The 14,954-nt window shown below is 33.6% G+C and carries 11 protein-coding genes; 3 read left to right on the top strand and 8 right to left on the bottom strand.

The window, feature by feature from the left end:
- Positions 1–38: 38 nt before the first annotated feature.
- Both A8975_RS14750 and A8975_RS14745 read right to left on the bottom strand, forming a co-directional pair.
- The gene (locus A8975_RS14750; RefSeq protein WP_131508334.1) at positions 39–599 is read right to left on the bottom strand and encodes a DUF4331 family protein; all 561 of its coding nucleotides are present in this window, start codon (positions 597–599) and stop codon (positions 39–41) included.
- Between the two features lie 20 nt (positions 600–619).
- Positions 620–1,270: a DUF4331 family protein gene (locus A8975_RS14745; protein WP_134199677.1), complete on the bottom strand. Its 651-nt coding sequence runs from the start codon at positions 1,268–1,270 to the stop codon at positions 620–622.
- 146 nt (positions 1,271–1,416) lie between these two features.
- Between A8975_RS14745 and A8975_RS08135 the strand changes: the two genes are divergently transcribed.
- Positions 1,417–2,589, top strand: a complete 1,173-nt coding sequence (locus A8975_RS08135; RefSeq protein ID WP_134199675.1) for an LETM1-related biofilm-associated protein — start codon at positions 1,417–1,419, stop codon at positions 2,587–2,589.
- A gap of 282 nt (positions 2,590–2,871) precedes the next feature.
- Complete coding sequence (locus A8975_RS08130) at positions 2,872–6,717, top strand: beta strand repeat-containing protein (protein ID WP_134199673.1); 3,846 nt, start codon at positions 2,872–2,874, stop codon at positions 6,715–6,717.
- Positions 6,718–6,907: 190 nt separating this feature from the next.
- Here A8975_RS08130 and A8975_RS08125 read toward each other — a convergent pair whose 3' ends face one another.
- The 5 genes from A8975_RS08125 to A8975_RS08105 all read right to left on the bottom strand — a co-directional run bounded on the left by A8975_RS08125 (position 6,908) and on the right by A8975_RS08105 (position 12,421).
- On the bottom strand, positions 6,908–7,663 hold the full coding sequence (locus A8975_RS08125) for a LytR/AlgR family response regulator transcription factor (protein WP_134199671.1): 756 nt from the start codon (positions 7,661–7,663) through the stop codon (positions 6,908–6,910).
- Positions 7,660–8,013 (bottom strand): 2TM domain-containing protein, encoded by a 354-nt coding sequence (locus tag A8975_RS08120; protein ID WP_238155816.1) that lies wholly within the window; start codon positions 8,011–8,013, stop codon positions 7,660–7,662. Before A8975_RS08120 ends, A8975_RS08125 begins: the two co-directional genes overlap by 4 nt.
- The gene (locus A8975_RS08115) at positions 8,004–9,350 is read right to left on the bottom strand and encodes a 2TM domain-containing protein (RefSeq protein ID WP_134199668.1); all 1,347 of its coding nucleotides are present in this window, start codon (positions 9,348–9,350) and stop codon (positions 8,004–8,006) included. The genes A8975_RS08120 and A8975_RS08115 overlap by 10 nt, the downstream gene beginning before the upstream one ends.
- Before the next feature lie 27 nt (positions 9,351–9,377).
- Positions 9,378–10,001, bottom strand: a complete 624-nt coding sequence (locus A8975_RS08110) for a tetratricopeptide repeat protein (protein WP_129761249.1) — start codon at positions 9,999–10,001, stop codon at positions 9,378–9,380.
- 269 nt (positions 10,002–10,270) lie between these two features.
- The gene (locus tag A8975_RS08105; RefSeq protein WP_134199666.1) at positions 10,271–12,421 is read right to left on the bottom strand and encodes a TonB-dependent receptor; all 2,151 of its coding nucleotides are present in this window, start codon (positions 12,419–12,421) and stop codon (positions 10,271–10,273) included.
- Positions 12,422–12,614: 193 nt separating this feature from the next.
- Between A8975_RS08105 and A8975_RS08100 the strand changes: the two genes are divergently transcribed.
- Positions 12,615–14,411 carry a serine hydrolase gene (locus A8975_RS08100; RefSeq protein WP_134199664.1) on the top strand — a complete coding sequence of 599 codons (1,797 nt, stop codon included), beginning with the start codon at positions 12,615–12,617 and terminating at the stop codon, positions 14,409–14,411.
- Between the two features lie 48 nt (positions 14,412–14,459).
- On the opposite strand, the gene A8975_RS08095 is transcribed toward A8975_RS08100, so the two are convergent.
- Entirely contained in the window at positions 14,460–14,888 is a 429-nt protein-coding gene (locus A8975_RS08095) for a hypothetical protein (protein ID WP_131508316.1), read from the bottom strand.
- Positions 14,889–14,954: the final 66 nt, after the last annotated feature.

The following is a 14,954-nucleotide window of genomic DNA, read 5'->3' as shown; positions in this document are numbered from 1 at the left end:
ACGACTAACTAAATATTTCAAGGTTATTTAAAATTGTATTACCATGGCGAAGCCAAGTATGGAAATGAGGTAAGGAATTCCTTATCATTTGCGTCAACGTTATCATTGCTTAAAGTTGGGTTTTCAGAAAAATCTTCACCTCCAAAAATCAATAGCAGTTCTACTGTAATAACATCATCAGCTAGTGCTCTACCAGTAAGCACATTGGTACCATCATAAAATGTAGTTGTTCCATCTAATGATACATTCAACACATCAGTAGCTAAAAGACCTGTAAATGTTGCAGAGTCTAAACCTAGTGCATTAGTATCTCCTGGATTTGCATAAGCAGGACTTAAGGCTTCCAAGTTAGTTTGAAACATACTTTGAAATGCTGCTCCTTGATTTGAAGGTATTGTAGTATTAAAATCATCTTTACTAGATGAAGACACAAACACTGTGTTTACAGCTGGTCTACCCATTTGATCTTCTTGTATATATGTACCTGAAAAATCAGGTCCAATTGGTTCGGTATTACTATCATCGTCATTATTACAGTTATATGCTGTTAAGGCTATAAGTGCTGCAATAGCATAAAGTTTTATAGTATTTAGTTTCATAATATTAATGTGTTTAAAGTTTATTGTTTTCTTTTAGTTTCAACCCAAGTATTTATTGTTCCTGTTCCTCCAATCATTGATTTTGGAACTTCAACAACAACAGACATTACATTGGTTCCTGCAAATGTGTCGTCACCTGGATTGTTAAATGCTGTAGCTGTTCCGCCAACAATTGCGCTATACTGAGCAAAGTCCATAAAGAAAGGGTCGTCACGTGGTCCTGCAAAAAAGCGCATTCCTCCATTTGTTGAAATAGTAGCAGAAGAACCATAGCTTGTAATGTCTACAACTCCCTGTTGTGAAGCTGTTAAAATAGAACTGCTTAATCCTGTTGAGCTAGGTGCTGCTGGTCCAAAAAAGTACATTTTTCCATCTCTTGCAGTAGCTTGAATTACCAAGTCTTCAACATTATCACCTGTAGTGTCAATGTTAAACTCTATAAGAGTATTTTCATCAAACGAAGCACTTCCAGTGGCTGAAGGACTCAAAAGACCTTGTGTATTTGCTACAAATACCAGGTTGTTTGTGTCTTCTCCCTGAAAAGCATAAAAGTCAGTAATATCGTTCGTACCACCTTGAACCGCTGGCGCATCAATGTGGTCTGCTGCAATGGCAATGAAACCTGCAACTGCAACAATTGCGATCCCTAAAAAGATTTTTGATTTTTTCATAATAATGAGATTTTTGTTAATTAATTGTTTTGTCTCTGCTCTACCTACGGAAAAATCTAAAGTGCGGTTTTGTTAAATTTTTGTTAACAAAAAAATTATAGCGCTTTTAAAATTTAAAACTATCTTTACTCTATAATCTTAAGCCCATGAATCCTTCTGCCAATGGCTGGATAAAAAAATTACTCAAGGAGCTCAGTGCCAACACCTCTTTTTGTCAACTAAAATTGGACGACTTTTATGTAGCCTTAAAGCAAAGTGGATTTATCTACGGAAGTAATATTTCTATTGTAGATAATTGCATTGAAAACAGAGAGTTTCTTCATGAAGAGTTGACCAAAGTAAACCTTTTAGCCTCTTTTTATTACATCCACAACAAGGAAGGTGACAAAGCAGATTTTATTGAAAGTGTTATTAACTTTTACAACACTATTGATGTTTACAAATCTTCTTTTTTTGAAGAGCTTTTAGGCGAAAAAAAATCTTCTGAGCTTTTGGAAGCTATGGTGAATAAACGTGTGCATATTGATGACAATATCCTCACAAAAAACTTTAATTACTTTATCACCAACGCACTGCTTTTTATTGATGTTATTGCGTATCAAAAGTACCTTAGAACAGATGTAGTTTCTGAGACCTACTTAAAAAATCTTGAAGCAGCTATTGAAACCATTATTATTGAGGTTTTTGAAAACAAATCGGAAAAAACCAAATACGACAAAAGCCTTATTAAACTCATTGAAGCATCATTGAGATACCAGGACAATAGAACACATAGCTATAACGAAGTGATTACTTTTATAAACGGACGACTCAGCAAATACTACATTACTGATATTGTATGTATGGCGTTTTGGAGTGATAAAACCATTGACCTTGAAGAGAAACAGTTTTTACAAAAACTAGGCAAAGACCTTGATGTAAAACAAGATATTATTGAGGCTTCCATTGAACATATTAATGTGTTTTATGAAACCAATAAAGATAAAATTGCATTACTGAACTCTAAAAACATGGTTCAGAGTTTTTATGACAACTCCAGTAAAATGGTACGAAAACTCATAAAACGTAATAGCAAACGCTTACTCAAAGAGCTTAAAGAAAGTAAAGAGCTCATGATATTGCTTACCAAGTCAACCACAAGACCACTTAGTGACGACGAACAAAAAAAAGTACAAGACCAATTACTAGATATTTTTAAATCTATACCTAGTTTAGCCATTTTTATGTTACCAGGTGGTATGCTTTTGCTGCCTATTTTTATAAAATTTATTCCTAAATTGTTACCATCGGCTTTTGATGACAATCGTATTGATGACTAGACTTCCTTCGTATAAAAAAAAGTAAAGATTACAAAAACAAACTGTAAAAGCGCATTTTTTTGCGACTTATCTTTTAACATAAAAAGAGTTATTATAAAAAATAGATAGACTTAATTTGAGATGTTTAAACGGAAAATTGGTTCAACATTAACAGAGAGTTTATTTCTGATTGCTTCTTAATATCTTCTTAAAATTTTTCAGAATATTTTTAAGCTATACGTAACTATAGAGAAGGCTACCTAAAATTAATTATATACATTTGTTTTGACCAAACTAAAAACTATGAAACCACTTTTTGTTCTCATGATTTTGATATTTTCTTTTCAAAATCTGAATGCCACTACTTATTATGTAGATTTAAACCAACCAACTTCTGGCTCAGGAACCATTTCAAGCCCTTTTAATAATTTATCAGACGCTTTATTAGTTGCCACTACTAATGGGGACGAAATTTTGATTACCGAAGGTACTATTAATTTTGGTTCAACAATAACAATTAACAATTTAAATTTAATTATAAAAGGCGGTTATAATTCTACATTTAACGCCCAAATTGGTTACACCACTTTAGATGGAGAAAATACATACCGAGTTTTAAGCACACAAAGTTTAACATCAGTTACATTGTTTGACCACCTGGTTATTAGTAACGGATATACAACTGAAAATGGAGGCGGCATGTACAATGATGCATCGAGCCCTACACTTACTAATATAATCTTCATTAATAATTATGCTAATTCTGGTGGCGGGATTTTTAATGATAGTGATTCAAACCCTGTGTTTACTAACGCAATAATTAGCTATAATATTGCAGCCACTTATGCTGGTGGCATGTATAACAATCAAAATACTGAAATTACAGTTGTTAATGCCACGATTACTAATAACTCCGCTAGTAGTGCTGCTGGCATATATAATTATAATTCCGACTTTACGATTAAAAACACCGTATTATTTAATAATATCTCAACAGGTTATTCCAGCTCTATTTCAAACTTAACAGGAGATATAAACGGTTTATCTTCTAATAATGCCTCTAATGGTTTGGGCGGAAACATAAGCAATTCAACCAATTTCATAGCTTTAACAGAAACTCCTTTTATTAATGATAATGATCCCGATGGCGCTGATAACACTTTTGGTACTGCCGATGATGGTTTGATTCTAGGTTTGGGAAGTCCATTGTTAGACGTTGGTAACAACAGCTTCATTTCAGAAGTTATTGATATAGCAGGTCAACCAAGAATTTATGATACTACTATTGATATTGGAGCTTACGAAGTACAATCCAATCCCTGTTCTAGCAGTATTGTGTACGTAAGCACTACCGCAACCGGTAATAACGATGGCTCCGATTGGGATAATGCTTTTACCGACTTGCAAACTGCCATTTATAATGCATGTATAGGTGCCGAAATTAGAATTGCAGCACAAACATTTAATGTGACAACTACAATTCATGTAACCTCAGATAGAATTATAAAAGGAGGATATGATACCGCAACTAATACCCAAACAGGTTACACCATTTTAGATGGAGGTAACCCAAGCGGTGGAACTACTGGTGTTCAAGTATTATCTACATCAAACTTAACAACAGCAAGTGAATTAAACCACCTAGTTATTCAAAATGGATACTCAGTAGAAGGCGGTGGTATGTACAATTACTTTTCAAATGCATTACTAACCAATATATTTATTTACAACAATACAGCAGGTGAAATTTGTGGTGGTATATTCAACAATTACTCCAACCCAACTTTAACCAATGTAACTATTTGCAACAATACGGCAACTTATCATGCTGGTGGGATGTTGAATTTCACTTCAAGTCCTACTTTAATCAATGTCACATTCAGTCATAATACCTCTTTGTTTGCTAGTGGTGGAGGAATGAACAATTCAGGTTTATCTACCCCTATTCTACACAATACTGTTTTTTATGGTAATACAGCTAGTTATGGCAATGATGCTGCTGGTGATGCTGTTGATGCATCATCATCTAACATTGCTTCAGATGCTTCCTTTTTAAGTGGTATTTTTTCAAATTCAGACTACTACACTTATGTAGAGTTATTTGAAGATCCTTTTTTTAATAGTAGTGACCCAGATGGTGAAGACAATATTTTTGGAACTTCAGACGATGGTTTAATTCCTGCTATAAGAAAACAGATATTAGACGTGGGCAATAACAGTTATAATGCTCAGACTTACGATCCTACTGGTAGAGAGCGTGTTTTTAACGGCACTATAGACATTGGCGCTTATGAATATAGTTATGTATGTTTAAATGATACTATTTATGTTGATAATGCCTTAGCTACAGGTAATAATGATGGTTCTAACTGGGATAATGCTTTTACCGATTTACAAACTGCAATTGATTTGGCTTGTGAAGGTGCTGAAATTAGAATTGCCACACAAACTATTAATTTAACCGAAACAATTTATGTTGAAGACAAAAACGTTCTTATTAAAGGAGGCTATGATACCAATACCAACACCCAAACAAGTTACACAACCTTAGATGGCGGCAACCCAAGTGGCGGCACTACAGGCGTGCAAATATTGTCTACAAAAGATTTAACACCAGATGCATTATTTGATCATTTAATTATACAAAACGGGTATAGCAATAGTGGAGGCGGCATGTATAATCATAGTACTTTATACCCTATAGACTTTTCATCAAGCCCTACATTAAACTATGTTACCTTTAGTAACAATTCTGCAAGTTATGGTGGTGGAATGTATAGTTATGGTAATAATGATAATCCTACATTAAACCATGTGACTTTTGATAACAATTCCGCAGATATTGGTGGTGGATTATACTCCTCAAACGTAACACTAACCGATATCACCTTTACCAACAACACCGCTTTTAATGGTGGTGGATTATATTTATATTCTTCAAATGCAACACTAACTAATGTCACCTTTACTAACAACACCGCCGTCAGTTATGGTGGTGGCATGTATCTAAGTTATGGTTCATCCTCAACATTAACAAACGTAACTATTAGTAACAATACCGCTGGCGAAGGTGGCGGAATTTACAATGATAATTCAAGTCCAGTTCTTAATCAAACAATCATTAGCAACAATACCGCAACCAATAACGGTGGTGGAATGTGTAATTACAACAACTCAAGTCCTACTCTTAATCAAGTGACTATCAGCAGCAATACTGCCACCAATAATGGTGGTGGGGTTTATAACACAGGGAAATCTGACCCAACATTAACCAATGTCAGCATCAGTAACAATACAGCCACCAACAATGGCGGTGGGGTTTATAACAATGATAATTCGAACCCAATATTAACGAATGTAATAATTAGTAACAATATGGCTTATAATGGAGGTGGCTTGTGTAATGATGGCGACAATTCATCTTTAAATGTTTTAATCACACTTACCAATGTAACTATTTTTAATAATACAGCCACCAACGAAGGTGGTGGTGTATACAGCAATTATTTTCCTGCTCCTATACTATACAATACTGTATTTTATAGTAATGTTAGGAGTAGCGACAACTCTATTTCAGACTACGAAGGAGATTACAATATTTATGATTCTTCATCAAACAATGCTTCAGATGGTACAGGTGGCGGTATTAGTACTACAAACGCGTCAACATTTGTTGCTTTAACTTCAGACCCGTTTGTAAATAGCAGTGATCCTTATGGTGAAGATGATATTTTTGGCACTACTGATGATGGTTTAGTGCCAGCAATAGGTAGTTTATTAATTAATGCTGGAGATCAGACTGAGAACAGTTCTTCTCTGGATATTTCTGGACTAGCTCGAGTATTAGGTGGTGAAATAGAAATAGGTGCATATGAGTTTGACGATTCAACTTTAAGCGTTGAGCCTATTACCCTCACTGAAAACAGTTTAATTGTTTACCCTAACCCAACAGAATCTTTGGTGTATGTAGTAACCGATGAAACTTTAGAGGCTGTAATTTACAACCAAATTGGTAAAAAAATCAGCAATAAAACAATTAGCTCAACCAATAATTTCATAAGCTTAAGTAAGTTTCCTTCTGGTGTTTACATGATTAAATTCATGAAAAAAGGAGAAGTTATCAGTATTAAAAAAGTGGTTAAACAATAATATATTATAATTAAGCTGGTGAAACCAGAATTTAAAAACTTGAGAGTTAGTGACACAACACTCTGACGGAGTTATATATTTTTTAGTCACCTATTATTAGATGAAAAAACTAGAGGTTTATTTAACTTTTTAGTGCTTGAATCTCAAATAATATATGTACACCACAATCCCGTTAAATAAACTTAAAAATCTACTCCAACCACAGTTTAAAATCTTTAACACGCTCTCTAGCTACAATAACATCTTGTTCATTGTAGTTTTTTAACTTTACCTGAAGTCTGGAGTTAGTATAGCTAATCATGTCTTTTATAGCATTAATATTAACAAAGAACTTTCGGCTTATTCTAAAAAAGGTTTGTGGTTCAAGTTCGTCTTCCAACTGTTCTAAGGTTAAATCTAACAAGTAGTTTCTACCTTCGACAGTATAGGCATAAGTGCCTTTGTTTTCGCTGTAAAAACATTCAATCTCATCAATATTAATAAGCTTAAGGTGTTGACCAACTTTTACCGAAAATCGTTTTTTATACTCTCGCTCTATTGGGTTTACCAACAGTTTTTTAATATCGTTAAAGTCTAACGTTACGGCTTGTTGCTGTGGCAAACGCTCTTTGTATTTGCTTACTGCTTTAGCAAGATCGTCTTCGTCAATAGGCTTTAATAAATAGTCAATACTATTTAATTTAAAGGCTTGTAACGCATACTCATCGTAAGCTGTTGTAAAGATGACAGCAGACTTTATATCAATGTGTTCAAAAATTTCAAACGATAAACCATCGCTTAATTGTATGTCTAAAAAAATTAAATCAGGATGTTGGTTATTTTGAAACCAATCCAAGGCTTCTTCAACCGAGTGTAACATGGTTTCTACAGTAAGATCTAACCTTTCAATCATTCTATGTAACCTACGTGCTGATGGTTTTTCGTCTTCAATAATGATAATTCTCATTGCCAATCTTGTTTATCTTTATCCATAAATTCTTTTATTTTTTTGGCTTCCCATTGCTTTCCAAATAAAAAGTCTGGTCCAAAAACGCCTAATCCGTGAAAAAGCAGTCCTATTCCCCAAAAAAAGGCTGTTGAATACGTAGCAAAGCTTTTTAAACTACCACCACTATACACTATAATAAAAATAACAACAATGTTTATAATAATGTATGATGCCAAATGCCAGTAGAAGCCTACTATTTTTTCTACTTTTTTCTTAGCTCTTAAATACGCTTCTTCATGACGTATTTTATCTTCGAGTTGATTATTCTCGGGATTGTAATTAAACTGTTCCATAGCCTTTAGTTCCATTTTTTCTGTTCTTCTTCTTTCATAAATTGCTCAATCTTACGCTTTTCCCAGGTTCTTCCTAAAACGCCATCGTTAACAAATACTTTGTAAGCATGGAAACCTATTCCCATTCCCCAACCTAACATTGGAAACCAAAACCATTGAAATCCCCAATACGTTTTGTAATTGATGAAAATTAAAAAAGGAATGACTAAGCAGTACGAAATTAAACCGTAGTAAAACTCTTTTAGATTATCTACATGCTTTCTTGCACGTATGTAACTGTCGTCAAATTGCGATGGTAATTCAGACTTTCTCATGATTGATATTTGTTTTGTAAGCATTGGTATTGCAACTGCAAAACGGTTTGCTTGTTGATTGATGTATACTTTTTTAGTAGTAAGGAGCTGATAACGTTGTTTAATGTTTTCGAGACCTACTCCACTACTCTTTTTTACTATTTGTTTAGGTTGCAGATTATTTTCAACAACCAGGTTTTCGTTTGCATCTTCATATATTTTAATATGCAAAGGCTTGGTAGATGTTACCATATTATGCTTTACAGCATTTTCTAACAGTAACTGTAACGATAATGGTACCACTTTACTTTCAGGGTTTGATGCCTTTTCAGGAATATCAAACGTTAAGCTATCTTCAAACCTCATCTTTAATAGCAGCATATAGGTTCGAGCAAAATCCAATTCTTCGTCAACGGTTACTAAGTCTTTATTTTTTTGCTCAAGTACATATCTATATACTTTTGAAAGTGATGTTGTAAACCGTTGTGCACTGTCTGGGTTTTCTTCAATTAAACTGGTTAACACATTTAAACTGTTGAACAAAAAATGTGGGTCTAATTGATTTTTTAACGCGTCAAACCTTGCTGTTGCTGTTCCTGCTATTACTTTTTGCTCTTTTACTTTATTTTGCTGATAGCGATTATAGAAATAGACTAGGTGAAAAATAACAACAATGGTCATTGTAATCCACAATCCAAAACTATATTGGTTCCAGCTTTGTAAGGCTATAAAATCTTCCCATGACACACCTCGATAAACGATGTATTGAAAAGCATTCATAATAAACAAGCCTAACATGGTAATAGCAACCGAACCAACAAGACCTATAAGTATTCTTTGAAAACGTTGCTTTTTGGTCCAGTTGAATTTTTCAAGGAACGCAAAATAGTAGTAGTTAGAATACCCAAGCAAGAAACTATACATTTGATAGAAGCAAAAGCTTATCAAAAAGTCGTTGAAGTTATTAAAATCAAACCCATCATAAAATAAGTTACCTACTATAAAAACTGCACAGCCAATAAAGAACGTAAGCGCTGCATTTTTGAAGGATTTGATCATGATACTTTAGTTTTTTGTTTAATATAATTATTCTTTACAAGCTGCAACTGTTTGCTCAACTCGCTCTTTTCCCCAATTAGGGTGAAATGGTGATTCTGGTTTAAAGTTAGCAAAAAGTTCTAATGCTCTTTCTAGATCTTTACAAAATGGTGCTGTATCTTGTCCAAAATATTTAGCACTTCCCATATCCCATTCAGCTTTTCCTGATACTACTCTTGGATTATCTGGAGCAATTTTTAAGGCTTTACTGTACAATTCACTAATTTTCCCTGAGTATTTCATTCCGTAGGTCATCCCATCAAAAGCAACCCAGTTTGTTAATACATGTGCTTGCATTACCAATAATTCAGGATTGTCTTTACTAATTGACATAGCAGTGTTTAAGTGTTCCTGAGCTTTGTCTAACTGTGCTTTAAGAACGTTAGCGTCTTTTTCGCTCCAGCTTTTTAAGCTATTCATTTGAGCAATGTAGTAATGTGGTAACCATTGGTCTGACTCAGCGTTTGCAATGCGTTCAAACATATTTTCGGCTTCGTCCCATTTGTTAGCTTCCCAAAGGCTAAATGCTTTTTGCATTCCTTTTTCAAAATTGGTTTGCGAATGTATAATTCCTGAAACCATTAGTGTTGCGATGATAATTAAATGTTTCATTTTGTATTGATTTAGTGTTTGTGTTTTTAATTTGATTCAAATATCTTAAGTATGGTAACCGTTTGAAAATCTATAGTACCGAACTGTAAATTTTGGTTACTGAATTGTGATTTTTATTGTTTGTAATTTATCATTACTTACGTCACCTCGAGCGCAGTCGAGAGGTCAATAAAACTCAATAAGTTGTTTAATAAGGTCTCGACTGCGCTCGACCTGACAACGAAAATTTATTATTGGTAATTACTATTCATTGTAATCTATTATGGTTTTTATAAATTATCTAACTGATTATCCTTTCCATCGTCGCTAATCGTCCAGAAAAATCCAACAAAGAAGAATTGATCTGCTGCTGGTAAAATGGCTTGTCTGTTAAAATTTCCGTTAGCATTTGCCGTATTAGAATATTGAAACCCATTAATGTTATTAAATCCTAAGACGTTATTCACTGAAAAATAAAGTATCTTTTGTTGGCTTAATAAATAGGCCCAGTTAAAACTTAAACTGTTATAGCTTTTAGTGGTTTCATTTAAAAAACCATTTCTGTTTGGGTTAGTATATGGTCGTCCTGAAGCGTAGCTGTAACTTAACCCAAGTTGACTTTTCCAATCATCTACCCAATACTTTACTACTGCTGAAAAATTATGTGTATTCGCAAAACTTGGTTGCGCTTTTTCTGGGTAATTAAGGTATTGTCTTTCGGTATCTAAATAAGAATAACTTAACCAGTAATCTATGTTTTTTAAACTCTTATTATCTCTCCAAAAAACATCTAATCCTTGAGCATATCCAGAGCCTTCATTAGTATAGTCGCTATCAAAACTCGCCATATCAGTATCAAACAACACCAAGTTGTCATACGCTTTTCTATAGGCTTCAGCTCTAAACAATCTGCCATCACTTACATGCTGATAGTTTAAAATATAATGCTGTGTGTTTTGTGTTTTAAGGTCATTATCAAACTTTAAATAATCTCCTGAAACAGTTTGAAAAAAGTTACCATAAGCTAATGATACCTGACCGTTTTTTGAAGTCTTGTAAGCAAAAGATGCTCTAGGTGCAACATCAAAACGCTTAGTAGTGTTGTAATAATCACCTCGTAAACCAGCTTTTAATGCTAGTTTTTTACTGAATACAATATCAGTTTCAGCAAAAACTGCAGATATATTGTCATTAAAGCCATAGCTAGCACTAATGCTCTCGTCAGTATACGTTTCATTAAAATCGGTTAAAAATTGTTCTGCTCCAAAGCTTAATTTAAAACGACTACTGAATCGTTTTTTAAGTTTTAATTTAAAATGAGCAGAATGTTCTTTATTATCAATATCGCTATCAATAATACCTACATCAGTATTGGCAACTGTATAACTTAAACCTGTTTTTATAGACCAGTTATTGTTTAACACACCACTGTAGCTAGCGTTTGTGTAGAAATTGTTGTTTTTTAATTTAAAATCAATTCCCTCTTCATAATTAATATCTTCTTGATTCAATTCTAAATTAGAAGTATCAAAAGCAGCATAAAACTTTAATAAACCTGAATCGAATTTTTGTCTAAAAACAGCTTCTCCTTGAGCACCTCTATATGGCTTTTCCCAATCATTTCTATCTGGAAACAAAGCAATGTAAGGTGCTAAATTTATATAAGACGCATTAACACTCAATGAGGAATTGTTCCATTTTTCGGTGTGACCTAATCCTCCTCCAACAGTCATTATACTAATATCTGTCTTTTCTTGGTCTGGTTCGTCAATAGTGTTCAACAGCAACACACTAGAAAGTGCTTGTCCGTATTCTGCTGAATATCCACCTGTTGAAAATGTAATTCCGTCAAATAAAAATGGAGAGTATCGACCTCTTGTTGGCATATTGTTAGGTGTTGGGCTATAAGGTGTAAATACTCTAATACCATCAATAAAAATTTGAGTTTCGGCAGCATCACCACCTCTTACAAAAAGTCTTCCATCTTCAGCAACTGTTGATGTTCCTGGTAATGTTTGTAAAGCACCAACAAAGTCACCTAAAGCACTTGCAGTAGTTACCACATCTAAAGGTTTAAGTACCGAAACTTTACTGTTATCATTAGCTTCAAAAGTTCCTGCTGAAATAACAACTGCATCCAATACACTAACGTCTTCTCTTAACTTAATTTGAACATCAGTAAATGTTGTTACCTCATTGGTAATTGATTTTGTTTCATAAGATAAAAAGGACACTATTAAAGTTTGTTGCCCTGTTTCTTCTGTAGTAAAGCTAAAATTACCTTGTTCATCAGTCGTAGCTCCATCGTAAGTACCATCTAGATACACATTTGCTCCAAAAACTGGCTCACCAGAAGTATTGGTTACCTTACCATTAACTGTTGTTTGAGCTATAGCAACTGTTGTAAAAAGCAATACTAAATACGTAATAAATTGTTTCATTGTAATAGTTGATTTAAACTGTTCGTTTTTTGATTGGTGCCACAAAACTGCAACAGACCTATTAATACTGAAATTCAATGTCACCGAATTGTATGTTTTTTATGACGAATTGTAAAAAATTGAGAAAATGAGTAACTAAAAGCCTACATTTACTACTAATGAAGTAGCTATTACTTATCTAAAAACCAACACAATGAAAAAGTCAGTTTTATTCCTGTTTAGTATTTTATTTTCAATAACCTTTAATGCCCAAGACAAACGACTTAGAGGTATAGAAAAGGAGCTCAATAAAATACTCGAAGTTACTAATGCACCTGGTTTTGCAGTTGCTGTTGTTGAAGGCGAAAAAGTAGTTTATGCCAAAGGATTTGGATACAGAGACTACGAAAACAAAACACCTGTAGACATCAACACACTATTCGCTATTGGGTCTTCCTCAAAAGCATTTACTTCTGCTATTTTAGGAGTTTTAAGAGCTGACGAAAAACTCTCTTTTGACGATAATCCTAGACTTCACATACCTGAATTAGAGTTTTATAATAATGACATGAACAACAATATCATTATAAAAGACCTTATGAGACACAGCACAGGTCTTCCAAGGCACGATGGTTCATGGTATTTTTTCCCAACACATGACAAAGACAGCTTATTGGCAAGAGTAAAATATCAAGAACCTTTTACAGGTATAAGACAACAATGGTATTACAATAATTTTGGCTTTTTAGCTCAAGGTGTTATTGCTGAAAAAATTACAGGTAAAACTTGGGAAGACAATATTAAAGAGTTGTTTTTTGAACCTCTTGGTATGAATCGTTCCAATGCATCTATTTCTGAAATGAAATCAGCCTCAAATGCTGCTTATGGCTATTTGTTAAAAGACGACAACACCATTAGTAAAATGAAATACTATGATATTGCTGGTATGTCTCCTGCAGGAGCTATAAATAGCAGTGTGTATGATATGACCAAATGGCTGATTACATGGATAAACAATGGAAAGTTTAATGATAAAGAGATTATACCTGAAAGCTACATCACTGAAGCTATAGGGTCTCAAATGGTTATTAGCAGTAATATTCCTGACAAAGAATTTCCTGATATTTATTTAAACAACTATGGTTACGGCTGGTTCTTACAGTCTTATAAAGGGCATTATAGAGTGGAACATGGTGGTAATATTGATGGGTTTTCGGCTAACGTAGCGTTTTTCCCTACCGATAAAATTGGAATTGTTGTACTTACCAACCAAAATGGTTCAGCGGTTCCATCTTTGGTTAGAAATACAATTGCTGATAGAATGATTGGTGCAGAACAAACTGATTGGGCAGAACGCCATAAAGAAAATCTTGAAAAAAGCAAACAAGCACAAGCCGAAGCAAAAGAAGAGTCTTCAATTTCAAACGTAAAAAACACAAAACCTTCGCATATTACTCTTGACTATACAGGAACTTACTCCAACAAAGGTTATGGCGATTTTAAAATTTATGTAGAAAACGACTCATTATTTTCTGAAGCTAATGGAGAAAAAATTTATTTTAATCATTTTCATTATGATGTTTTTGAAATGGTTGATGTTACTGACAATAAAGTTGACACCACGCAGTATGGTAAAGCGCTTAAGATAAACTTTCAAACTAATGATGCTGGAGACATTTCCGGAGCAAAACTAAAGTTAGATCCAATGGTTAATGCTATTGAATTTAAACGTACTCCAAGTACTATTGACATAGACCTAAAAACGCTTGAGCAATATTCTGGTGAATATGAATTAGCAGGCACCACTTTAAAGGTGTATGTTAAAGAAGAAACACTGTATCTTTTTGTTCCTGGTCAACCAGAATATGAACTCATGGCTACTGATAAGCATAAGTTCTCTTTTAAAACTCTTGAAGGTTTTAAAGTAGAATTTGTTGAAACAGAAGATGGTAAAATAATTGAACTAAAAGCAATACAACCTAATGGAACCTTTGTAGCAAAACGAAAGTAACTTCTTAATTATAGAGTATTAAAAGCACTTTTACCAAAGTGCTTTTTTTTATGAGTCTGCGTTAGTCAATATATCATGAGTAGCCCATTGTACTGCAGCATCTAAATCGTTAAAACGTCTTATTTTTTGTGTGAAGAATAAGCTTTCAATTAAGGTATTAAGAAAGCTTTTGCTAGAATAGCCAACTACTCCATAACCTTTTAGCGCATAATTTCCTTTAAAGAATTTCACCCAACCATTAGGTTTTACAGAATAAGAATGTATTCGGTGAGATAGATATACAATATCTGCACCATTGCCTCCAATGAATTTTGAAACATCTTCTACAATTCGGTTACCATGATCTTCCCAAGTGAAATTAATACCTTCAGAAATTTCAGAAATCAAATACCCTTTAAACACAAAAACATCTCCAAATTCATAATTGAATTCTTTCAATACTTGTTCGTATAAAGGCGTATGTTTTACACTTATCATAGATTGAAATTAGTAATAAAACTAATACTAAAACAAGCATATGTTAGTTTTTCGATGTAATGAATT

Origin of the sequence: Meridianimaribacter flavus (assembly GCF_004366715.1) — a bacterium.
GTDB lineage: Bacteria > Bacteroidota > Bacteroidia > Flavobacteriales > Flavobacteriaceae > Gaetbulibacter_B > Gaetbulibacter_B jejuensis.
Note: the sequence above shows the minus strand (reverse complement) of the source record. Positions and strands in the feature narration are given on the sequence as shown.